At 63.0% G+C, this 21,092-nt stretch carries 19 protein-coding genes and 1 tRNA gene; 2 read left to right on the plus strand and 18 right to left on the minus strand.

The annotated features are described in order from the left end of the window. Positions 1-11 precede the first annotated feature (11 nt). On the plus strand, positions 12-293 hold the full coding sequence (locus DFW101_RS04585; RefSeq protein WP_009180353.1) for a hypothetical protein: 282 nt from the start codon (positions 12-14) through the stop codon (positions 291-293). Positions 294-2,179: 1,886 nt separating this feature from the next. Here DFW101_RS04585 and rpoD read toward each other — a convergent pair. The 9 genes from rpoD to DFW101_RS04630 all read right to left on the minus strand — a co-directional run bounded on the left by rpoD (position 2,180) and on the right by DFW101_RS04630 (position 12,385). Beyond that, positions 2,180-3,946: an RNA polymerase sigma factor RpoD gene (gene rpoD, locus DFW101_RS04590; RefSeq protein WP_009180356.1), complete on the minus strand. Its 1,767-nt coding sequence runs from the start codon at positions 3,944-3,946 to the stop codon at positions 2,180-2,182. After that, on the minus strand, positions 3,939-5,660 hold the full coding sequence (gene dnaG / locus DFW101_RS04595; RefSeq protein WP_009180357.1) for a DNA primase: 1,722 nt from the start codon (positions 5,658-5,660) through the stop codon (positions 3,939-3,941). Before dnaG ends, rpoD begins: the two co-directional genes overlap by 8 nt. Positions 5,661-5,998: 338 nt before the next feature. Then, positions 5,999-8,338, minus strand: coding sequence for an endonuclease MutS2 (locus DFW101_RS04600; RefSeq protein WP_009180358.1), 2,340 nt, complete (start codon positions 8,336-8,338; stop codon positions 5,999-6,001). 27 nt (positions 8,339-8,365) lie between these two features. Further along, complete coding sequence (locus DFW101_RS04605) at positions 8,366-8,815, minus strand: GatB/YqeY domain-containing protein (RefSeq protein WP_009180359.1); 450 nt, start codon at positions 8,813-8,815, stop codon at positions 8,366-8,368. Next, positions 8,815-9,015, minus strand: coding sequence for a 30S ribosomal protein S21 (rpsU, locus tag DFW101_RS04610; RefSeq protein WP_005990045.1), 201 nt, complete (start codon positions 9,013-9,015; stop codon positions 8,815-8,817). Before rpsU ends, DFW101_RS04605 begins: the two co-directional genes overlap by 1 nt. A gap of 145 nt (positions 9,016-9,160) precedes the next feature. After that, positions 9,161-9,343, minus strand: a complete 183-nt coding sequence (locus tag DFW101_RS04615) for a hypothetical protein (RefSeq protein WP_009108566.1) — start codon at positions 9,341-9,343, stop codon at positions 9,161-9,163. Between the two features lie 20 nt (positions 9,344-9,363). Next, complete coding sequence (locus DFW101_RS04620) at positions 9,364-9,714, minus strand: HU family DNA-binding protein (protein WP_268743552.1); 351 nt, start codon at positions 9,712-9,714, stop codon at positions 9,364-9,366. 143 nt (positions 9,715-9,857) lie between these two features. Continuing rightward, complete coding sequence (rsmA, locus tag DFW101_RS04625; protein WP_009180360.1) at positions 9,858-10,727, minus strand: 16S rRNA (adenine(1518)-N(6)/adenine(1519)-N(6))-dimethyltransferase RsmA; 870 nt, start codon at positions 10,725-10,727, stop codon at positions 9,858-9,860. After that, on the minus strand, positions 10,724-12,385 hold the full coding sequence (locus tag DFW101_RS04630; RefSeq protein ID WP_009180361.1) for a glycosyltransferase family 4 protein: 1,662 nt from the start codon (positions 12,383-12,385) through the stop codon (positions 10,724-10,726). The genes rsmA and DFW101_RS04630 overlap by 4 nt, the downstream gene beginning before the upstream one ends. 127 nt (positions 12,386-12,512) lie before the next feature. On the opposite strand from DFW101_RS04630, the gene DFW101_RS04635 reads away from it, so the two are divergent. Next, positions 12,513-14,012, plus strand: coding sequence for a sensor domain-containing diguanylate cyclase (locus DFW101_RS04635; RefSeq protein WP_009180362.1), 1,500 nt, complete (start codon positions 12,513-12,515; stop codon positions 14,010-14,012). Between the two features lie 319 nt (positions 14,013-14,331). On the opposite strand, the gene DFW101_RS04640 is transcribed toward DFW101_RS04635, so the two are convergent. From DFW101_RS04640 to hpf, 9 genes are all read right to left on the minus strand, one after another. Beyond that, positions 14,332-14,408: transfer RNA gene (locus DFW101_RS04640), tRNA-Arg, on the minus strand. Positions 14,409-14,573: 165 nt separating this feature from the next. Continuing rightward, entirely contained in the window at positions 14,574-15,986 is a 1,413-nt protein-coding gene (locus tag DFW101_RS04645; RefSeq protein ID WP_232286149.1) for an acyltransferase family protein, read from the minus strand. Then, positions 15,920-16,840, minus strand: coding sequence for a manganese-dependent inorganic pyrophosphatase (locus DFW101_RS04650; protein ID WP_009180364.1), 921 nt, complete (start codon positions 16,838-16,840; stop codon positions 15,920-15,922). The genes DFW101_RS04645 and DFW101_RS04650 overlap by 67 nt, the downstream gene beginning before the upstream one ends. Positions 16,841-17,001: 161 nt before the next feature. After that, positions 17,002-17,613, minus strand: coding sequence for a PTS sugar transporter subunit IIC (locus tag DFW101_RS04655; protein ID WP_083838476.1), 612 nt, complete (start codon positions 17,611-17,613; stop codon positions 17,002-17,004). Between the two features lie 287 nt (positions 17,614-17,900). Next, on the minus strand, positions 17,901-18,362 hold the full coding sequence (locus DFW101_RS04660) for a PTS sugar transporter subunit IIB (protein ID WP_009180365.1): 462 nt from the start codon (positions 18,360-18,362) through the stop codon (positions 17,901-17,903). 3 nt (positions 18,363-18,365) lie between these two features. Beyond that, a complete protein-coding gene (locus tag DFW101_RS04665) occupies positions 18,366-18,806 on the minus strand; it encodes a PTS sugar transporter subunit IIA (RefSeq protein ID WP_009180366.1) in 441 nt (146 codons plus the stop codon). A gap of 304 nt (positions 18,807-19,110) precedes the next feature. Next, the gene (rapZ, locus tag DFW101_RS04670; protein ID WP_009180367.1) at positions 19,111-19,998 is read right to left on the minus strand and encodes an RNase adapter RapZ; all 888 of its coding nucleotides are present in this window, start codon (positions 19,996-19,998) and stop codon (positions 19,111-19,113) included. A gap of 88 nt (positions 19,999-20,086) precedes the next feature. Next, positions 20,087-20,539, minus strand: coding sequence for a PTS sugar transporter subunit IIA (locus tag DFW101_RS04675; protein WP_009108577.1), 453 nt, complete (start codon positions 20,537-20,539; stop codon positions 20,087-20,089). After that, positions 20,540-21,088 (minus strand): ribosome hibernation-promoting factor, HPF/YfiA family, encoded by a 549-nt coding sequence (hpf, locus tag DFW101_RS04680; RefSeq protein WP_009180368.1) that lies wholly within the window; start codon positions 21,086-21,088, stop codon positions 20,540-20,542. Positions 21,089-21,092: the final 4 nt, after the last annotated feature.

The following is a 21,092-nucleotide window of genomic DNA, read 5'->3' on the forward strand; positions in this document are numbered from 1 at the left end:
AGGAGGCGGCCATGAAGGCCATAACAAAAGACACACGAGGCCGGTTTGCCAAGGGAAATCCTGGCGGCCCTGGACGGCCGGCGCGAGAGACAGAGCTCTCCTATCTGCGGGCCATCCATGCAGCCTGTCCCCCCGATATGTGGCAGGAGATCGTGACCAAGGCTGTCTCTGACGCCCGCGAGGGCGATCCCCGGGCACGGGCTTGGTTGGCCGGGTATTTGGTGGGTGCCCCGAAGGCCGAGGTCGGACTACTGTCGGACGAGGAAGAAAAAGAACGCTTCAATTTCTTTTAATGGCCTCGTAGACCACTGCGGACCGTTTAATCGGCTGAAAAAACGGTGCAGGATGCTTTTTAATCGCAATCGAATAACCCGAAGCGGGTGATATTTCACTTTTGATTTGGGAAATCCTGGGGAGGTGCTGCCGTGGGTGGTTTTGGGAGTGGTCGGCCGGGCCGGCGGCCTATTGCGGAACATATGCTGCGCTTGGATGTGCGGCAGCTACACCGCAAGAACTGTTTGCGGCCGGGCCTATTTTTGTCATGGGAATGGTTTTGGGGGGATAAACCCACCGGCTGTATCAGCATAGCTACCAGTAAGGACTCTATCCGCCTCATTTACACCAGCGGCAAGGGCGATAATCGCAAAAAAATGGACTACGTAGTGGGATTGGACCGGACTAGCTGCCATTATGGGGGAACGCGGATATGGTTCCTATGTCCCAGATGCGGCCAGCGCGTGGCCGTTCTCTACGGCGGCCAACGATTCCTATGCCGACATTGCAATGACGTAGCCTACTCGGTCGAAAATGAGGACGCCACGTCCCGGTTGCTGCGACGGTCGAATAAGCTACGCGAGAAAATCGGAGTCAAGGCGGGTACGGCCACCCCTATACTTTGCAAGCCAAAGGGTATGCACCAAGTCACATTCGACCGTATTCGTTTGAGAATTACCGAATTAGAATCAGTGTATTGGCATCATGTGGCGAGGAAGTTTAACATTGCGGTCTAACGAAAACGAATAAGCCAACGAGCCTTGTTATTCGCTATCGAATTTGCACCTGCGGTGAGCAACATGCTAAGAGCGTATTCAATAATTTTAAGTGAGGTGCTACCGATGCAAATGGTTTCTTTGCTTTTTGTTGATGGGCAGCGGAAGGTGTTATGTCATGATGATTCAGGCGGTCTTTTTGATGGCGGGTACGTAGTAGGATTAGCCAACGACGAAACTAACCTTGCAGCCGGCGGGGCTGGCGAGGTCTATTCCTGGGGAACCTTCGCGGTAGTCAAAGCTGTGGATTGCAGAGGTCAGTGTGATGGGTGCCCTGCTTGGTAGTCGGGCCTCGGCAAGTGGATCATGGTTGGCGGTCTGTCCCCTGCTGGGGGTGGGCCGCCTTTTCGTTGTCGGGCCTACTTGGGATGGCGTCTGGCATCAACGCCATTTCGTCTTGTCGAACAACCCACGCTTGGACAACTCGCCGGTCTTATGGCTGTCAAATCGGAAGTCGCCGTGGACACTGCCAGGGCGATGCTTGGTCCTCAAGACCAAGACTGCGGCCAGGACAAGGACGCCCACGGCCAGGGCTGCGGTGATGACCCATTCCATGGGGATGGCTGGTAGCAGGGAGGGCGGGACTTGTCATCCTACCGTACTGCCGAGGCCCGTAGCGCTTCTCTGCTATCTTCAGGTAGCTGGTGGGCAAACCCAGCGAGGCAGCACTCCATCAAACCGTATAACTTTCCGGATAACACACAAAACAAGAATCATTTTTATACTAAAATATCAATCTGTTATGCCATCAATTTGGTTGTCCCCGCCCCAAAAGAACTTCCAACACGGTCCCATACGATTTCGAAAGACCAAGAATTTCAGTGAAGAAGCCGGACCGCAAGGCCCGGCTTCTTCCGTTTTGGTCCGGAGGCTTCTCCGTACAGGTGACAGGGATCGGCCCCTTCGGTTCTGTGGAAATCCGCAGCAACTTGGGAACGCGGCTTTCACTTTCGCCGACACAAAGGGCGCGTTGGAGGAGGGAAGACTTTCGCAAGAGCGGCAAGGCGGCATCCCTGGCCGGGCCGCCCTCGAAATGACAACGCCCCCGCTTTTGGCGGGGGCGTTGTCGATGGTCCGGCGAAAGCGGTTTCACACCGCCCTGCGCCGTCCTGTTTCGGAATGAGGGAGCATCAGCCTTCGTAGTAGGAGCGCAGGTGCTGGCTGCGTACCGGATGGCGAAGCTTGCGCAGGGCCTTGGCCTCGATCTGGCGGATGCGCTCGCGGGTGACGTTGAAAAGCTTGCCTACCTCTTCGAGGGTATGGTCGGATTTCTCGCCAAGCCCGAACCGTTTGCGCAGGACCTGCTCCTCGCGGGGAGTCAGGTCGGAAAGGACCTTGCCGATCTGCTCGCCGAGCTTGGTGTTGACCACTTCCTCGGCCGGAGCCAGGGCCTTTTTGTCCTCGATGAAGTCGCCAAGGCTCGAATCCTCTTCGTCGCCGATGGGCGTTTCCAGCGAAATCGGCTCCTTGGCGATCTTGAGCACCTTTTTGACCTTCTCCAGCGGGTAGTCCATGCGCTCGGCGATCTCTTCCGGGGTCGGATCGCGGCCAAGCTCCTGGACCAGATAGCGCGAGGTGCGAATGAGCTTGTTTATGGTCTCGATCATGTGCACCGGGATGCGGATGGTCCGGGCCTGGTCCGCAATGGCGCGCGTTATGGCCTGCCGAATCCACCAGGTGGCGTAGGTCGAGAACTTGTAGCCGCGCTGGTACTCGAACTTGTCCACGGCCTTCATGAGACCGATATTGCCTTCCTGGATCAGGTCGAGGAATTGCAGGCCGCGGTTGGTGTACTTCTTGGCAATGGAGACGACGAGCCGCAGGTTGGCCCGGATGAGCTCCTGCTTGGCCCGCTGGGCGGCCGTGTTGCCGCGCTTGATGCGCCACAGCACCTCTTCCAGTTCGTGCACGTGGTGGCAGCACTTCTCCTGCAGGCGGTCGAGGATCTCCATCTTGGCCGAAAGCATTTCCTTAAACGAAAAGAGCTCCTCCACGGTCAGGCCGAGCGACTCGGCCGCGACCACGGGATTGATGTCCCGGGAGTCGAGCTGGGCGAACATCTCCTGGATTTCCGACTGGGACTTGCCGACCGACAGGATGTAGGCCGAGAGGTCGCGCTGGCAGTTGTGCATCTGCCGCACGTAGTCCTCGACGATCTCGATGATGCGGTCAATGAGCGTCTTTTCGAGCTTGATGTCCCGCAGGCGGACCACGATCTCTTCCTTGAAGACCATGATCTCCTTCTGGATGCCGGCGACCCGGCGGTCCAGGCAGGCGCACTGGTCGAGCTTGCTGTAGATCTTGCGCTTCTTGCGAAACGACGCCTTGACCTCGTCGAGGAGGAAGATGACCCGCTGGCGCTGGTTCATCTCGTCCTCGGACGGATCATCCTCTTCAATGGTCTTGACCACGTCCTTGAGCTTGATGCGCCCGATCTTGAGGTCCTCGCCCACCTGGATGAGCTCCTCCACGGCCACCGGCACTTCGACCAGGGCGTAGAGCACGTCCATTTCGCCGTTTTCGATCTTCTTGGCGATGACCACCTCGCCCTCGCGGTCAAGGAGCGGCACGGCCCCCATCTCACGCAGGTACATGCGGACCGGATCGGTGCTGCGCGAGGAATAATCGAGCGTGTCTTCGCTTTCGGTCAGCTCCAGGTCGGCGTCCGGGGTTTCTTCCGGCTCGGTGCTGGCCACCTCGATCTTGCGGCCGTCCTTGTCGGTATCGACCAGGTTGATGTCGAGCTGGTCGAAGATGGCGATGACCTCTTCGAGCTGCTCGGGATTGTTGACTTCCGAAGGCAGGGCCTTGTTGACCTCATCGAACGTGAGGAAGCCTTTCTGCTTGCCCTTGACGATGAGGCTTTTGATCTGTTGGATTTCTTTGAGATTACTCATCATCCCTCCCGGAAAGGGCCTGGAGTTCCCCGAGCAGCCGCAAGGCATCCTCGTGGGCTCCCTGTTCCTGGGCCCGGCGAATGGCCTCCATGATGGCCCGCCGCCGGTCGTTTTCTCGAGCCTCATGGAGAAAAACACAAATTTCCTCAAAAAAAGCCGAGGCTTCGTCCTCGCTCAAGACCGGCTCCAGCTGCGTCCTGACCCAGAAGGCCGTCTGCGCCTCGTCCAGTCGCGTGGCCAGCTCGTCCGGGCCGCCCCCGGCCAGCTTGGCGAAAAAATCCCGGGCCCCGCCCGTGGAAAGGATGTCCGCCACCCCTTCCCGGGCCAGCGCCGCCACGTATTGGGGGCAACGCACGGCAAAGGCAAGGAGCTGGGCGTCGCGCGAACTGAGTTCCAGCACCCCGGACCGGGGGGAAGCAGGCTTGGCCGGCTGCCTGGGTCGTCCCTGCCCCGAGGCCAGAAACCCGCGCAGCTCGATCTCGGCCAGCCCGAGCCCGGAGGCCACGCGGGGAATAAAGACCGCCCGCAAGGACTCGTCGCCAAGGCCGGCCAGAAATTCCACGGCCCAGGCGGCCATTTCCTTGGGCGAATACGTCTCGCGCACCGTGTGCAGGCAAAACGTCAAGCCGTCCTCGGCCCGGGCCTGGCAAGCCTCGAAGCCGTCGCGGCCCTTGGCATGGAGCAGGCTGTCCACGTCCTCGCCGTCGGGGAGCGGCACCACCCGGCAGCCGCCGCCAAGGGTCAACAGCATCTGGGCGGCGCGAAGGGCCGCCTTGCGCCCGGGCGCGTCGCCGTCAAAAACCAGATCCACCCGGGGCGAAAATCCGGCCAGCCGCTTGGCCTGCTCCAGGGTCATGGCCGTGCCGAGCACACCGCAGGCCTCGCCGTAGCCGAACTGATGCAGCGTTATGACGTCGAGGTAGCCTTCGGTCAGAAAGGCCCGCCGCGTCTTGGCGATGTGCGGCCTGGCCTCGTAGAGGCCGTAGAGGTGCTGCCCCTTGGTGTAGATCGGCGTTTCGGCGCTGTTTAAGTACTTGGGATCGCCGTCGCCCATGGTGCGGCCGCCGAAGGCCACCACCCGGCCGCCGCCGTCGCGGATGGGAAACATGAGCCGGTCGCGGAACCGGTCCCAGACCCGGCCGTTTTTGCCAAGGCTCAAAAGCCCGGCCAGGACGCCGCCGTCGTCGGAAAATCCCCGCGAGCGCAGCACGCCTTGGAGGCCCTGCCAGCCGGCCGGACTCACCCCCAGGGCAAAGCGCTCGATCATTTCGGCGCTGACCCGGCGCCGGGTCAGGTATTCCCGGGCCGCTGTCCCCTCGGCCGTGCCAAGGACATGGCGGTAATACCGTTCGGCCAGCTCGTGCATGGCCAGGCAATCGTCGCGGACCCGCTTGCGCTCGGCCTGCCGGGGGTCGCGCCGGGCCTGCCCCAGATCCACGCCCACTTCCGCGGCCAGCCGCTCCAGGCCCTCGCGAAATTCCAGGCCGTTTATGCGGCAATAGAAATCAATGACGTCGCCCGAGGCCTGGCAGCCGAAACAATGGAAAAAGCCCTTGTCGGGATGGACGTTAAAGGAGCCCTTGGTCTCCTGGTGGAACGGGCAGGGGCCGACCAGCCGGCCGCCCACCGGCCGCAGGGCCACGTACCGGCCCACTATTTCGGCGATGTTGGCCCGGGCCTTGACCGCCGCCACCGCGCCTGCGTCGTGTTTCATGGTGTTTGAAGCGGGGAAAACCCCTTTTTTGAAAAAAAGGGGTTTTCCCCGCGCCCCTTTCCCCAAAAAACTTTCAAAGGGGCCAAGGTGGACGGGTCGAAGTTCATGGGAGCCTTTGGTTACGACGCCGTTGTCCAATCAAACCGCCACGCGTACCGTCTGAACGCCCTCCGTCGCCAGGGAGGAGAAATTGCTTCGGGCCCGCTCCGCCGCCCCCCCAAAGCCCCCTCGCCAACCGGCCCGCCTCCCCCGACGTTCGGGGGGTCCGGGGGGGATGATCCCCCCGGCGGAGAGGTCCAGGAGAGGCGGCGCCTCTCCTGGCCGCCGGAGGCAACTCTCTACTTCAGCGTGACCATAGTCATGCCGTCGCCGCCGCGGTCTTCCGGGGCCAGGGCGAAGGAGGCGACCTGGGGATGGTCCTTGAGGAGCCGGTGGACTTCGCGCCTGAGAGCCCCGGTCCCCTTGCCGTGGATGATCTCCAGTTCGCCGTGGCCGCGCAGGAGCGCCGTGTCAATGAAGGCGGCCAGTTCGCTTTCGGCCACATCGGCCCGCATGCCGCGAATATCGAGGACCAGTCCGAGGCCGCTTGCGGCCCCGCCACGCGCGGCCGGGGTCACGGCCACGCTGCCCTTGGCGGGCTGTCCCTGGGCCGGGGCCATGTCCGAGGCCGGGACCCAGAGGCTCACGCCGCCGATATCGACCTTGGCCGCCTGCCGCTTGAGGTCTTTTTCGCGGACAACGGCGGTCTTGTCCCAACTGAGAATCCGGACGGTCTGGCCCGGAGCCAGGGAGGCCAGGTCGACGCCGGCTTCCGGCGCCGTCGTCCCGGGCGTTTCGCCCGTGATGGCGGCGCTTTCTTCAATAAGTCTTTTTCTGGCCTCGGCAAGGGCCTTCTGGGCTTCCTTGCGTTCCAGGCGGCCGGCCTCGTGGCGTCTGGCAATGTCGCGGGAGAGGTTTCTGATCTCCTCGACCAGCGAATCCTGGGCCTTTCGCAGGCCGTCCTTGAGTTTTTGCACCCGCTGCGCTTCGGCCTTGCGGGTGGCGGCCAGTTCGTCCAGCTCGCGCTCCCGGCGCAGGGCCAGATCGTTTAGGCGGTCAAAGACCAGGCCGGCGTCGCCGCCGTCCAGGAGCAGGTAGCGGCTGGCCCGCTCCAGGATGTCCTCGGGCAGGCCGTGCTCCCGGGCCACGTCCAGGGCGATGGACGCGCCCACCTGGTCGTAGGCCAGGCGGTAGACCGGCTTCTTGGTGGCCGGGTCGAAGAGCATGCAGGCCGCCCGGACGCCGGGCCGGGACAGGCCATAGGCCTTCAAGGCCGGGAAGTGGGTAGCCGCGGCCAGATAGGCCCCCCGGTCGAGCAGGCCGTCGACCACGGCCTGGGCCAGGGCCGCGCCCTGGGACGGGTCGGTGCCGGCGCCGAATTCGTCGAGCAAGACCAGGGTACGGGCGTCGATATCCGGCCAGACGCGCGACAGGTGGCGGATCTGGGCCGTAAACGTGGAGAGGTGGTCCTCGAGGCTCTGCTCGTCCCCGAGGAAGACAAACACCTTGTGGAAAAACGGCAGCCGGCTGCCCTCACCGGCCGGGACGGGCAGGCCGGACAGGGCCATGACCGACAAGAGGCCCAGGGTTTTGAGACACACGGTCTTGCCGCCGGCGTTGGCCCCGGTGACGATCAAGGCCCGCTGGTCCTCGGCCAGGACCAGATCCTGGGGCGTGACCGTTTTCGGCCCGTCGTCGCCGGCCGCGAGCACCAGGAGCGGGTGACGGGCGGCCAGCAGGTGGACGGCGTTTTGGGCGGCCACTTCCGGGATGGTCCCGCCCAGGCGCTCGGCCAGGGCGGCCTTGGCCCACAGGACGTCGCATTCGACCAGGAGCCGGTAGGCGGCGGCCACTTCCCGGCGCTCGTCCTTGGCCAGGCCCGTCAGAAAGGCCATGACCCGGGCTTCGGCCTCGCGTTCCTCGTTTTTGAGCTCCTGGAGGCGGTTGTTGACCTCGACCAAAAAAAACGGCTCCACGTACACGGTTTCCCCGGTCTGGGAATAGTCGTGGATGATGCCTGGGATGCGGCCCTTGAAATTGGCCTTGAGCGGCAGCACGTAGCGGTCCGAGGAGATGGTGACGTAGTCGTCCTGCAAAAAGGGCCCCATGTCCTTTTCGCCCACAAACTCCTTGACCCGGTTGGTGATGGTCTGGTGGATCGAGCGGATTTCCTGGCGCACGGAAAAAAGCTCGGGCGAGCTTTCGTCGCGCAGCCGCCCGTCGGCGGACAGGCAACGGGCCAGCGCGGCCTGGGTCTTTTTCGGCCAGGGCGCGGCCGCCACCGTGTCGCGCAAAAGGGACTGTCCCGGCGCACCCTGGCCAAGGGCCTGGCGCAGGGCGGCCACCCGGGACAGGACATGGCCAAGGGCCACCAGAGCGTCGAGATCGAGGCCCCGGCGTTCGCTCTCGAGGACGTCGAAAAGGGGCTCGATGTCCGGAAAGGGCGTAAATTCAAAAGCCGCGTCGCGGCGCAGCTCCACGGCCTCGGCCAGCTTGCGCTGGGCCGGAGCCAGGGCGGCCTCGTCGGCAAAGGGGGTAATGGCCCGGCAGGCAGCGGCCGCGGGTTCGGAAACGGCCAAGGCGGCCAGCCGTTCCAAGACCTTAGGAAACTCCAGCAACGAGAGGGTTCTGGATTCCATATGAAATAAGGGAAGAAAATGCAGGTTCTAGGAGGAAGCGAGGTGCGCCTTGACGGCGTCGCTGGCCCGTTTGCCGTCGACCCGCCCCTTGTGGGCGGCAAGGACCGCCTGCACCACCCGGCCCATGTCCTTCATGCCGCGGGCGTCCAGTTCGGCAACGGTCGCGGCCACGGCATCGCCGAGTTCGGCATCGGTAAGGGGAGCGGGCAGGTAGGCCATGAGCACACCCAGTTCCCGCTCCTCTTTCTCGACAAGATCGGCCCGGTTCGCCTTGGCGAACAGTTCGATGGACTCCCGGCGCTGCTTGCCCTGCTTGGCCAGGACATCCAGCAACTCGTCGTCGGTAAGCGGACGGCGAAGCTCCACCTGCCGCATCTTGGCGGCAGCCTTGAGCATCCGCAGGACGCTGACGACAAGCTCGTCCCTGGCGCGCATGGCAGCCAGGTAGTCGGATTCGATACGGGTCGTTAGATTCATTACATCATGTTGATTTTGCGCATTTTCTTAAGCAGGCGCTTGCGGGCGGCGGCCTTTTTCTTCTTGCGCATGACGCTGGGCTTCTCAAAGTGCTGGCGCTTTTTCAGCTCCGAGAGAATCCCGGATTTCTCGACCTGCTTCTTGAAGCGGCGAAGGGCCACGTCGAAGTTGTCGGACTCGTCAAGGTACACTCCGGGCATAGTAATCACCCCCCCCTTGGGAAATTCCCTGCGGCAAAGAGAGACTCTTATGCGCGCGTCCCCCTCTTGTCAAGGGAGACTTCGGAACAAACAAATCCGCCCGGCCGAAACCGGGCGGATGAAAAACTTCGATCGTCCGGCTTCCCTAGTGGTGGCCGTGGGCCTCGGCCTTTCTCGTGTCCAGGAAGGCCTTGACCACACAGTAGCCCATGCCTGAGGCGATAATGAAAAGCACCAGGTACAGGACGCTGAAAAAAACGAAGTGATCGGGCTGCCACCAGGGCAGGTCCTGGGGCAACGGGCTGTGGACGGTTTCGCCGTGTAACATGAAAGCTCTCCCGGGAGTGATTATTGAATGGCGTCCTTGAGCAATTTTCCGGGCCGGAACTTCACCACCTTGGAGGCCGGAATGTTGATTTCCGTGCCCGTGCGGGGGTTGCGACCGGTACGGGCCTTGCGCTCATCCACCATGAAGGTGCCAAACCCCGTCAGGGTCAGTTTCCCTTCGCCAACCAGCGTGGCCTCGATCGCCTCGATGAAGGCATTGAGGGCCCGCTCGGCATTGGCCTTGGTCAGGCCTGTCTTTTCGGCAATTTTTCCTACCAGATCAGCTTTGGTCATCAGTCCTCTCCTCCTCGGTTGAAACGCCGACCGCCAGGCGGCGGCACACTGCTCCCGAACCTCTCCCTTTGCGCAAATCCAACGGCAACCAGAGCAAACGGAAAAGGCTCCCCCGCCTCCCCCTGACGAGGATAGCGAGCCTCATCCCGTTTTCGAGCAGTCGAAAAACGCACTCGCGCATGGCGTGAGTGGGCAAAAGAAAATCGATTTCAGCCCCAAAGTCAAGAGGCCAGGCGTGTTTTCAGCAATGTGGCCAGCCCGGAGAGCTGTTGGGGAGACAGATTCTCGGGCCTATCCCGGCTGTCAAGCCCCTGCCCCGCGAAATACGCCGCCACATCGTCGTCCCAGACCCGCTTGAGGATGTGGCCCAATTGCTTGCGGCGCAAGGAGAAAAGGAGTTTCAGGAGCTTGGAGAGGGCCTTCGGGTCGGCCGGGCGCTCCCCGGCTGGCAGGGGAGTCAGGGCCACCACGGCCGAATCCACCTTGGGTTGCGGCCGAAAGACCGTGGGCGGCACCTTGAAGCAGTACTGCACCCGGGAAAACCCGGCCACCCAGGCGGTGAGGGCCCCATAGGCCCGGCCGCCGGGCGCGGCCGCCAACCGCAGGGCCACCTCGTGCTGCACCATGAAAACCCCCCGGCGAAAGAGACACGCCCCGGCGCTGATGTCCCACAAAAGTGGCGAGGCGATGTTGTAGGGAAGGTTGCCGATGAGCTTCACATCGGCAAGGCGGTCGATCCGGGACCAGTCCAGGCGCAGGGCGTCGGCCAGGGCCACGTTTGCCCCGGGGTGGCTTGCGGCCAGGCGCGCGGCCAGGTCGCGGTCCTTTTCGACGACCAGGTAGGCCCGTGGCCCGGCGTCGAGGATGTGGCCGGACAGGGCCCCCCGACCGGGGCCGATCTCGATGACTGTATCCGCTGGGGTAATGCCGAGGTTGGCCACGATCCGGGCCGCGGTGTTGGGGTCCTGCAAAAAATTCTGGCCAAGGCTCCGCTTGGGCCGGGCAAAGGCCTCGCCGTCGTCGACGGCTCCTCCCGCCTCCCGCACGGCTCCGTGCCCGCCATCTGCGACGCCGCCCCACTTCCGGCTCATACGGCCTCCTTTTCGAGCAAATCCTGTTTGAGGGCCCAGACAACGTGAAAGCGGGCGGCAAACGCGTCGAGCCCGGGTTCGGCCGCGGCCAGCCGGGCGGCCAGAGTCAGGCCCGGACAGCCCGAGCGGGCCAGAAAAAGCAGCGTGCGAAGGGCCGCAAGCGAGACCTCCGGCCCAAGCCCCTCGTAGACCACCGGAAAATCCCGGCCCCGGTAGACGGCCCGGCCGGTCCGGGTCCAGGTCAGGCGCACCGCGTCGGAGAGGACAGCGGTCGGGTAGCCGCCGAAAAGCTCCCCATAGGCCAGGGCGGCCGGATGGCGCAGCCGGCGAAGGGAGGCCCGGTCCGGGATCGGCGCGGCGGCGAGCGCCTCCCACAGGGCGAGGTGGCGGGCCACCACCGCCTGCCAAGTGAAAACGGCGCCTGCCCGCTCCCGTCCGGCCCGGCCCATGGCCCGGCGCAGTCCGGGATCGGCCACGAGTTGCTTCAAAGCCGCGGCCACGGCGGCCACGTCCACGGCCAGGCCCTGGGCCAGGAGCAGATGGGTGTGGTTGTCGTAGCAAAGGGGGGCCAGCACATCCCGGGGCCCGGTGTCGGCCAAACCCAGGGTCGGCGCGAGATAGCCCGTCACCCCGGGCACGACCGTGTCGCGGTAGCCGTCGTAGTCCGAGGCCACCACCGGCAGGCCGGCCGCCATGGCCTCAAGGATGGTCAGGCCAAAGGTCTCCTGGGGGTTGTCGGCCAGGGAGACAAAGATGTCGGAAATCCCGAATAGCTCGCGCTTGGCCGCCTCGGACGGCCGGGGCACCAGCCGAAACGGCAGGCCGATGTTGCCGGCCAGGCCGGCCAGGATGTCGGTGAAGGGGCCATCCTCGTCCTCGGTCCAGCCCGCCGCCACCAGGCACAGGCCGGCCGGATCGCATCCGTCGGCGATCAGGCGCTGCACGGCCCGAAAAAGCGGCAGCAAGTCCATCTTGGAACTGTGGGACAGCCGGCCGAAGACGAGCAGGACCACCGCCTCCGGGTCGAGGCCAAGCCGCGTCCGGGCGGCCGCCCGGGCCTCGCCGGCAAGCGACTCCCATACGGCCGGGTCCACGCCGAGGGGGATGGTCGCCAGCCGCGGGGCCGGATAGGCCGCTTCGTCCAGGCCGTAGCCCCGGCGCAGGGACTGGAAAAACCCGGCCACCACCGCCCGGCCGGCCTCGGATGTGGCCACGATGGCGTCCCGGCCGGTGGTGCCGGGCCAGAGATGGGCCAGAAATTCCCGGCCGTAGGCGGCGTAGCTCAGGGAGTGGGTGGTGGCGGTGATGGGAAAGATGGTTTTGGCCAGGGCGTTTCGGGCGGCGGCCAGGCGCGGCTGGGACGTGATGCAGTCCGAGAGGTGAAAGACGGCGTAGTCGTCGGCAGCCAGGGCCCGGGGCAGATCCAGGCGCGTCAGAACTTTGAATTTGCCCTGCCCGGCCAGGTCGGGATGGCGGGCGGCGAGCAGCCCTGCCTGAATGTCGCGCTCCCGGGGCGACGGCATGAAGAAATGGTAGGCGTCAAAGGGATCGGCCGCCAACAGCGCGTCCAGGAAGCCGGCATTGGCCACTTTGCGGCCCATGACGGCCCCGGATTCGACGAAAGGGTCGAGAGTGGCGAAAAGGCGTGGCGGATGCATGGAGGGACGGAGCCATACCTGGGCCATCTTGTCAAACAGGGGCGTGCCTTTGCAGCTGGCTTCGATATTGCAAGGGATGGGACAGGAACCGCTCCGGACGCGGTCCCAGGATCAAAGGAGGCCCGTTATGACGCGCGGCATGCGACCGGAACAGGTATGGGGCATCGGCCTTCGGGAAGAGACCGCGGCGGAAATTTCTGCCGCCCTGGGCAACGGCTATGTCCTTCGCAATTGGCCGCACGGCAAGCATCCCGGCGAACGGGACCTGGGCCGGGCCACGCCGCTCGTGATCTTCGTGGTCAAGGAAGCCTGGGAGGCCCTGCCCTCTTCCTCCAGGAAGCGCCTCGAGCAGTGGGAAGTGCCCCAGCGGGTGCTGGTCCTGTCCGCAGCCCAGCCCATGGCCGATTTCGACGAGCTGCTCGAACAGGGGTTTCTTTCGGCCGTGTCCGAGCCGCTTTCCGACAAGAAGATCCGGGACGTCATCTTCCGGGCCAAGGAAGTCAAGAGCCTCTACGACGACATCTTCCGCATGACCCGCGAGATCATGCTCGAACGGGAGCTTTTGGCCCGAAAGACCGACCTGGTGCTTTTTTTGAACCGCATCCTGACCCGGGCCACGGAGTCCCTTGACCCGACCGTCATCCTCGACAATGCCCGGGAAGACCTGGAGCTGCTCCTGCCCATGCGCGGGCTGCTTGGCATCCTGTGGCAGCCCGGCGATTCCGGGGCCCTCGAAGCGGAACTGTTCCTCGAGCCGGAAATGGACCACGACACGGAGCGGCACTGGACCGAGCAGCTCCTGCGCCAGGCCGCCAAGCTGGCCGGCAAGCCCATGCAGAGCTATCGCACGACCTTTCTCGATGGCTGTCCCGGCCGCGAGCCCGTGGACGTTCCCCGGACCGTCGAGGAAGTGATCTCCCTGCCCCTTCGGGCCGGCGGCCAGACCTTTGGCCTCTTGTCCCTGTACCGGGCCAAGGGTCCGGCCCTTGGCAAGGATCAGGTCCAGGCCTTGTACGCGTCCATCAACCATCTGGCCCTGGCCCTCAAAAACGCGGCCCTGTTCAGCCAGGTGAAGGTCCGGGCCGACCATGACGGCCTGACCCGCATCCACAACCGTCGGGCTTTTGACGAACGGCTGGTGGAGGAACTGCGGCGGCACCAGCGCTACCACCACCCCATGAGCCTGCTCATGCTCGACATCGACCATTTCAAGGGCATCAACGACACCTACGGCCATCTGGTCGGCGACCACGTGTTGCGCGAGGTCGGGCGGTTGATGACGGAGACGCTTCGCAGCACGGATTTCACCGCCCGCTACGGTGGCGAGGAGTTCGTCATCATCCTGCCCCAAACGGCCGAGGAACAGTCCCGCGTCCTGGCCGAACGCCTGCGCGGCCTCATCGCCGACGCCCGGTTCGTCCACGACGGCCACCCTTTTTCCATCACCGTGTCCATCGGCGCGGCCACCCTGCTCCCGGGCGCCCTGTCCAAGCGCAAGGATCTTCTGGACAAGGCGGACAAGGCCCTCTACCAGGCCAAAACCCTCGGCCGCAACCAGGTCTGCACCGCCCTTGGGCCGGTGTCGCGGACCGGAGAAGAGGCCGTAGGCACGGCCCAGGCGGGCTGACCGCCGGCCCGGCCCGCCCTGCGGCGCGTCCACCTTGCCGGGGCCGGACCTCGGCCCGTCCCATGCCCGCGAGCGTGGTTCCCAACGCTTGCCGGCGACCCCGCCAGAGCAGGCCTTGCAAAGACCGTCCGGGACCACACCGTTTTTCTGATGTCCGCCTGCTTTTAAAAAAATCCAGATATATTCTGCTGTTTTGTGCTTCCGGCCGGTCTGAAGCGGGAACACTGCGCGAGGAGTTCCCGGCAACGGCGTTAGCCATGCGGTAGCCACAAAAGAAAAACGGGCTACGGTTTTGCACCGTAACCCGTTGATTTCTTTATGGTGGGCAATGTAGGATTCGAACCTACGGCCTTTGGCTCCGGAGGCCAACGCTCTATCCAACTGAGCTAATTGCCCGAAGAAACGGAAGACTACCCCGACCACCCTTGGATGTCAATGATTTATTCACAAATCTTCGTTGCCGCTGGAAAGCCCTCCCCGGGACAAGGCGAGCTCCGGGTGACGGGCGTCGACAGGCAGGCCCCAGGGAAATTCCCTCCCCAGAATCGAAACAACCGTGTGTCAGCCCGGCAGGACCTTGCGGACCGCGGTCTGGATGCCCGAATTGTCGAGCAGGGAACAGAGCCGGTTGGCCCCATGCTGCAACACGGCGCACAAGCCAAGCAAAACAGGAAAGAAAAAAACGAAGACAGCAAAGTACACGAGTTGTACCTGCTCCTTTCCCAGAAAAAATACCACAATATTCACATAAAACGTATGGAATAAATAAAGTGGCAAGGAATACTTGCCAAAAAGAACCATTGTTCTTTGCAGAGGCATGGCCGGCCGTGCCTGAATCATGATAAAACATATGGCCGCGACGGACAGGGTGAGGATGATGTTATATTTATTGATGTGAAAGTATGGCAACTTGACATAGGAGAGATCCAGGGCCTCCAAACGATCGGGGGATGTCTGGAGCGAAGCCAGCAGGAACAGGCCGAAGCACAAAACGACCAGCGTTTTTGGACGTTTTATATCATACGCTATGGACAATAATGAGGGCAGCAACATGCCGACGGCAAAAAGAAAGATGTGAAAGAGGTATATTTTTCGAAATCCGTAAACGAGCATATCCGGCAGACCAAGGGTTCGGAAGGCGGCATTGACCAGGTACAAGAGCAGACACAAAACCGGCAGGGAGCCCCACTTCAAACGGCGGATCATGAAAAAAAGCAGCGGTGCCAGCAGATAACAATGGACAATGGCATTGAGAAACCACACCGGCGGATCATACATGCGCAGCAAAAAAAGATCCTGCCAGCCGAGCGGTTGGGAAAGAGACAAGGCAACGACAAACCAAAGCCAATAGAGAGGAAAGAGGCGTTGGAAGCGTCTTTTGTAAAACGCCGGGAGATTCAGTTTGCCAGGCCCCTCGCATTGCCTTGCCAAGGACAGGAAGATTCCATAGCCGCTTGCCACAAAGAAGAAAGCGACGAATTGATTGCCAAAGTAAGTGAATTTTCCAGGGAAGTTATTGTAGAGCAAATGGCCCCAGGCAATGATGAAAATGCAGAAGCCTTTGATGTAGTCAACCGCCTCGCGTGTGGAGCGCATGAAAGCTTCCTCCCTGCCCGGGCGAAGGTGACGCCGCAACACCACGCTTCCTTCGCGTTCATGAAAGCTCTGCCCCGGACGGCGATCCGCGCCTGAACGTCCCTCTTCTCTTTCCTGCCCCACTTTGGCGCCTGCCGCAAGGTGGAATCGAATATTCCGCCAAGCCTCCTTTTCGCCTCCCCTTTCCGTTCCGTCCGCCGGCCGGCTGTCCCAGGTGGGCGGCCACCCGCTCCCGGTTGCGACGGCGTCCGGAATAAAAAAAGGGAGCGGTCCGAAGACCGCCCCCTTGCCAAACGAGAAGAAGGAAAGGGTTAGGCGAAAGCCTTCTCGAACGGGGGCACGACCTGCTTTTTGCGGGACAGCACGCCGTCGAGCCACACGGAGTCGCCGGTGACTTTCACGCCAAAGGCCTTTTCCACGTAGCTCGGATCGTCGGAGACGATCAGCATCTCGGAGCCTTCCTTCATGATGTCGGTCAAGAGCAGGAAGACGCTATGACGGCCTTCGGCCTTGACCTTCTTGCACTCGGCGAGCAGGTCGGCCTTGATCGGCTCGAGGATGGACAGGTCGACCACTTCCAGCTGGCCGATGCCGATCTTCTTGCCGCCCATGTCGAAGTCCTTGTAGTCGCGGAAGACCAGGTCGCGGGCGGGGGTGCCGCCAACGGCCGACTTGACCTTGAACATCTCGACGCCAAGGCCCATGACGTCGGCCACGCCGGCGATCTTGGCCAGGGCCTCGACAGCGGCCTTGTCGTCAGCGGTGCAGGTCGGGGACTTGAACATGACGGTGTCGGACAGGATGGCGCACAGCATGATGCCGGCCATGGGCTTGGAGATCTCGACCTTGGCGCAGTCGTACATCATCTTGACCACGGTGCAGGAGCAGCCGACCGGCTTGACCAGGATGTCCAGGGGATTGGGGGTGGTCACGTCGCCGAGCTTGTGGTGGTCGTAGATGCCGATGACTTCGCCCTTGGCCAGGTTGTCCAGGCTCTGGGCCAGATCGGAGTGGTCAACCAGGATGATCTGCTTGTCGGTGGCGTCGGTGACGATCTCCGGAGCGGCCACGCCGAACTTCTCGAGCACGAAGGCGCTTTCGGGCGGAATCGCGCCCTGGGTGGCCGGCTTGGCATCCAGGCCCTTGGCCTTGTTCATCAGATCAGCCACGGCGATGGCGGCGGCGACGGAATCGGTGTCCGGATTTTTGTGACCAACGACATACAAAGCCATAGTAGTTTCCTCCTGGTGGTTTTCCCAAAACCCTGACGGGTTGGTAGCGAATTTGAAACTTGTGAAGAATATCCCAAAAGCCGTTCCTTGCCAAGTCAAATTCCCGTGGCAAGGATTGCTTTTTTGGGACAAAACCCCGGGAGGCGGCCGGCAACAGGCGCCTATACCAGGCACCAGACCACGGTCAGGGCCATGCCGCAGGCCAGGGCCACGTAGGCCGGCCGATAGCGCAGGGACAAAACCCCGCCCAGGCTGCCAAGGATCCACAGCTGGCTCCAGGTCGCGCCCGAGGAGCTGAGGTACGGCCAGACCATGGGCAAAAGCACATGGTAAAGGGCCACGAGCGCGGCCAGGACCACGCAGAAGGTCACGCCGTTTAGGACCGCCATGTCGAGAAAGGCCCGGCGGATGAGCCGGGCCGGGGAAAACGGAGCCCGAGAGCGCTCCCGGGCCGCGGTGTACCGGGACAGGACGATGTTCTCCATCACGCGCTGGGCCCCTTCCAGGGCCGCGAACAGGCGGCCGAGAATGCCGGTGGTTGCGGCCACGAACAGGGCCTCGGCCGGCGAGGTCAGCTGGAAGACGTACATGAGCGAGAGGCCGGCCAGGGTGGCGGCCGCGGCGTTTGGCGGAATGTGGGTGCCGGCCGGGATGCCGTCGAGCCAGAAGAGTTCGTAGAAAAGGCTCAGTTTGAGCGCCGCATCGAGGTCGCCGTGGACCGCGGCCCAGAAAAAGCCGATGACGATGGGCCGTTCAAGGAGCGCCGCGTTCAGGAAGAAACGGAACGACGAGAAAAGGACAAAAAAAAAGCGACGCCAAAAACATGCAGCAAGATATCGGCCTGATGGGTCATCGTTTCCATCCCGTCCGGGCTATTCGTTGTTGCCGATTGCGCCCGCCGTCCCCGCCGTGGCCGGGCGTTCCGAAAAAACGGCGTCGCCGGCGAGCGGTCGCCGAGTGTCGCGTCCTCGAAATTCGTGGATACGAATTTCGAGAATAAAATATTTAAATAATTATTTTTTTCTAAAAAATATGCGCATATTTTTTAGCGGACGCCACACTAGACCGCGCGCAGCTGCTGCGGATCGCTCGGCACGCAACGGTAATCGAGACGCACGCCCTTGTCCCGGAGAAAATCCAGGCAGGATTCGTCCTCCTTGGACAAGGCGACATGGGGGCAGACCTGCTTCTTGCCGGGCGCGTAGTGGAGGTTGCCGAGATTGAGGGCGGCAAAGCCGAGTCCCAATTCGTAGGCGGCCCTGGCGTCGCGGCAACCGGAAAAAAGGATCAGGGCGTCCTCGGATTCCAGCGGATTTCGCGACAAGAATCCCATGAGCGCGCCGACCGGCAAAAACTCGATGCGCACCCCGGCCGGGATGGCCAGCGACATGATCTCCTGGCGCAGGTAGTCGGCCGCCAGCTCGTCGTTGACCACAAGGATCGTCCGGGCGTGGGTGAAAGGCAGCCAGGACTCGATGATCTGGCCGTGCACGAGCCGATTGTCCACGCGAACAAACGCCATGGGCTATCCCTCGGCCACCTTTTTGCGCAGTACCTCGCCCGCGACCACGATCCCCTGGCATCCGGCCTGCTTGGCTTCGACGGCCAGGGTTTCGAGAGCCTTGGTCCGGGAACCGAGGATCTTGATCAGCATGGGCAGGTTGACGCCGGTGAGGACTTCGAGCCGTCCGGTGCCGAGGAGCGACAGGCTCAAGTTCGTCGGGGTGCCGCCGAACATGTCGGTCAGGATAAGCACGCCCCCGCCCTGCTCGGTGTCCTTGATGGCGGCCTTGAGCGTCACCAGGGTCTCATCCACCGGATGGGTCATGTCCACGCTGACGCACCGGCAGCGCTCCTGGGGTCCCAGGATGAATTCCGCCGCCTTGAGAAGCCATGCCCCGTAATCGGTGTGGGTGACCACCACCACGCCGACCGGCGCATCCGACCGGGATTGGACATTCGTCATTGTGTATCCGTAGGCGCAGGCCCATGGCGAGCGTCACATCAGGGGTTCTTTGCCGCAACGACACTGTTGCCGGCAGTGGCTCGGCACCGGAACAGGGGCCAGGCACGCAGAACGCGCCGCACCGCTGCCGGCCGATCCGGCCTGCCCCGGGCAGCCGGAAAAAACCAAGGGCGCGCGGTGCGCCCCGGCCGTCCCGTCCCGCCGTTGCCGGGCGCCTGTAAGGCTCCGCCCGGGTCCTTCGTCCGGCTCCGCCTGGGACCCCAAGGCCGCAGCCGCGGCTTCCCCGGCTGCCGGCAACGACGCCCTAGCCGCGTTCGATATGCCGGTGTTCCAGGGAAATATTATAGCCAGCCTTGGACAGGGTGTCAAAGACGGCCTCGGCCACGGCCACGGACCGGTGCCGTCCGCCGGTGCAGCCAAAGGCGACGGTCAGGCGGTAGCGCCCTTCCTGGGCATAGAGCGGCAGCAGGTAGAGCAGGAATTCCTGAAGGCGGGAAAGAAACTCCCGGCCAGGATCCGCAGCCAGGACATAGTCGCGCACCGGGGCGTCCTTGCCGGTCTGCTCGCGCAGCTCCCGGACGAAATAAGGATTGGGCAAAAAACGCAGGTCAAAGACCATGTCCGCCTCGGAGGGAGGTCCGTACTTGAAGCCGAAACTCATGACGTGGACTTTGAGGGTGCCGCGCGTGGTACGGATCGAAGCCCACTTTTCCTGCAACTTGCGGCGCAGGTCGTGGATGGAGAAATGGGTGGTGTCGAGCACCATGTCGGCCGCTTCACGCAAGGGCGTCATGCGTTCCCGTTCCTCGAGCACGGCCTGCTCGAGGCCCCGGTTGGCGCTTTCCAGGGGATGGGGCCGGCGCGTGGTGGCATAGCGGCGGATGATTTCCTGGGTGTCGGCCTCGAAAAAGATGATCTGCGGGGCCACGTTTTTCACCTTGATCTGGGCCAGGGTCACGCCCCAGTCCGTATCGAGGTCGGCTTGCCGCACATCCATGCCAAGCGCCAGGCCCTTGTAGCGCTGGCCGCCCTTTTCGTCGAAAAGATTGATGAGCTTTGGCACGAGCCCGACCGGCAGGCCGTCCACGCAAAAAAAGCCCAGGTCTTCGAACACCCGCAGGCCGGTGCTCTTGCCCGAGCCGGACAGCCCCGTCAAAATGACGATTTTCAGTTCCGTCGGCGTTTCTTCCATGGTGTCTTTGCCCCCCGCCCTCAAGCTCTAACCGATTCCTTGCGCGCTTGTGTGACGGCAAGCGCGCAAGGAGACGGTGCTACGCGTTTCAGGCGGCGGCGGTCAGAACCTGCCACAGGGCCGCGTCGTTTTCGGCGCTCAAAAAGGCGTGCCGAAACGATTCGTCGGAGAGGAGCCGTGAGATGTGGGCCAGGATGCGCAGGTGCAGGCCCGCCACGTGCTCCGGCGCAAGGACGAGAAAAAAGATGCGGCAGGGTTTGAAATCCAGCGCATCGAAGTTGACGCCCTTGAGGCTCCTGCCGACCGCGATGACGATCTTTTCGAGGCTCTCCATCTTGCCGTGGGGGATGGCCACGGTGTCGCCGATGCCGGTCGTGCCGAGGCTTTCCCGGTCAAGGAGCACCTGATGGGCCCGTTTGGCGTCAAAACCCGGCAGGCCGGCCGCAATTTTGGCGACCAGCTCGGCCAGCACTTCGGACTTGGACTCGGCCGCGAGCTCCCCGATCACGAATTCGGGCTGGAGATAGTCCTCGAGACGCATCTACACACCCGTTCCAGGATCGATCAGGCCGAAGTCGCCGTTGCGCAGACGGTAGATGACGTTGGGCCGTTCGGTTTCCGAATTGATGAACACCAGGAATTCGTGCTTGATGGTCCCAAGCTGCATGGCCGCCTCTTCCACGGCCATGGGCTTGGGCTCGTATTCGTTGGTCTCGACGATGGTCGGCGTGCGGGCCCCGGCGTTGTCGGCGTTGATGGTGATGACGTCCATGCGCACGGTCTCGGTCGACTGGCGGCGGCGGTCCTTTTGCTTCTCACGGAACTTCTTGGCCTGCGCTTCCACCTTGTCGAGGATCATGTCGATGGTGGAATACATGTCCTCGGACACCTCATGGGCCGAGATATGCATATTGTCGGCCACGAAGATCACGTCGGCCATCTGGCGGGTCTTTTCCACGGCCAGATTGACCTGCAGTTCGGAGGCGTCATTGGCGGAAGCATATTTGGCAAGCTTTTCCAGACGCTTGCGAGCGTAGTCGCGCAAATGGTCGGAAGGTTCGAAGTTCTTGAAATTAAAAGTGATGTTCATGAGA

The sequence above is a fragment of the Solidesulfovibrio carbinoliphilus subsp. oakridgensis genome (genome assembly GCF_000177215.2).
GTDB classification, from domain to species: Bacteria; Desulfobacterota; Desulfovibrionia; order Desulfovibrionales; family Desulfovibrionaceae; genus Solidesulfovibrio; species Solidesulfovibrio carbinoliphilus.

What these genes read in the sequence shown, in the direction of transcription:
- DFW101_RS04585 (WP_009180353.1), top strand. Translation starts at nt 12, where the DNA reads ATGAAGGCCATAACAAAAGACACACGAGGCCGGTTTGCCAAGGGAAAT.
- rpoD (WP_009180356.1), bottom strand. Translation starts at nt 3,946, where the DNA reads ATGAGTAATCTCAAAGAAATCCAACAGATCAAAAGCCTCATCGTCAAG.
- dnaG (WP_009180357.1), bottom strand. Translation starts at nt 5,660, where the DNA reads ATGAAACACGACGCAGGCGCGGTGGCGGCGGTCAAGGCCCGGGCCAAC.
- DFW101_RS04600 (WP_009180358.1), bottom strand. Translation starts at nt 8,338, where the DNA reads ATGGAATCCAGAACCCTCTCGTTGCTGGAGTTTCCTAAGGTCTTGGAA.
- DFW101_RS04605 (WP_009180359.1), bottom strand. Translation starts at nt 8,815, where the DNA reads ATGAATCTAACGACCCGTATCGAATCCGACTACCTGGCTGCCATGCGC.
- rpsU (WP_005990045.1), bottom strand. Translation starts at nt 9,015, where the DNA reads ATGCCCGGAGTGTACCTTGACGAGTCCGACAACTTCGACGTGGCCCTT.
- DFW101_RS04615 (WP_009108566.1), bottom strand. Translation starts at nt 9,343, where the DNA reads ATGTTACACGGCGAAACCGTCCACAGCCCGTTGCCCCAGGACCTGCCC.
- rsmA (WP_009180360.1), bottom strand. Translation starts at nt 10,727, where the DNA reads ATGAGCCGGAAGTGGGGCGGCGTCGCAGATGGCGGGCACGGAGCCGTG.
- DFW101_RS04630 (WP_009180361.1), bottom strand. Translation starts at nt 12,385, where the DNA reads ATGCATCCGCCACGCCTTTTCGCCACTCTCGACCCTTTCGTCGAATCC.
- DFW101_RS04635 (WP_009180362.1), top strand. Translation starts at nt 12,513, where the DNA reads ATGACGCGCGGCATGCGACCGGAACAGGTATGGGGCATCGGCCTTCGG.
- DFW101_RS04650 (WP_009180364.1), bottom strand. Translation starts at nt 16,840, where the DNA reads ATGGCTTTGTATGTCGTTGGTCACAAAAATCCGGACACCGATTCCGTC.
- DFW101_RS04660 (WP_009180365.1), bottom strand. Translation starts at nt 18,362, where the DNA reads ATGGCGTTTGTTCGCGTGGACAATCGGCTCGTGCACGGCCAGATCATC.
- DFW101_RS04665 (WP_009180366.1), bottom strand. Translation starts at nt 18,806, where the DNA reads ATGACGAATGTCCAATCCCGGTCGGATGCGCCGGTCGGCGTGGTGGTG.
- rapZ (WP_009180367.1), bottom strand. Translation starts at nt 19,998, where the DNA reads ATGGAAGAAACGCCGACGGAACTGAAAATCGTCATTTTGACGGGGCTG.
- DFW101_RS04675 (WP_009108577.1), bottom strand. Translation starts at nt 20,539, where the DNA reads ATGCGTCTCGAGGACTATCTCCAGCCCGAATTCGTGATCGGGGAGCTC.
- hpf (WP_009180368.1), bottom strand. Translation starts at nt 21,088, where the DNA reads ATGAACATCACTTTTAATTTCAAGAACTTCGAACCTTCCGACCATTTG.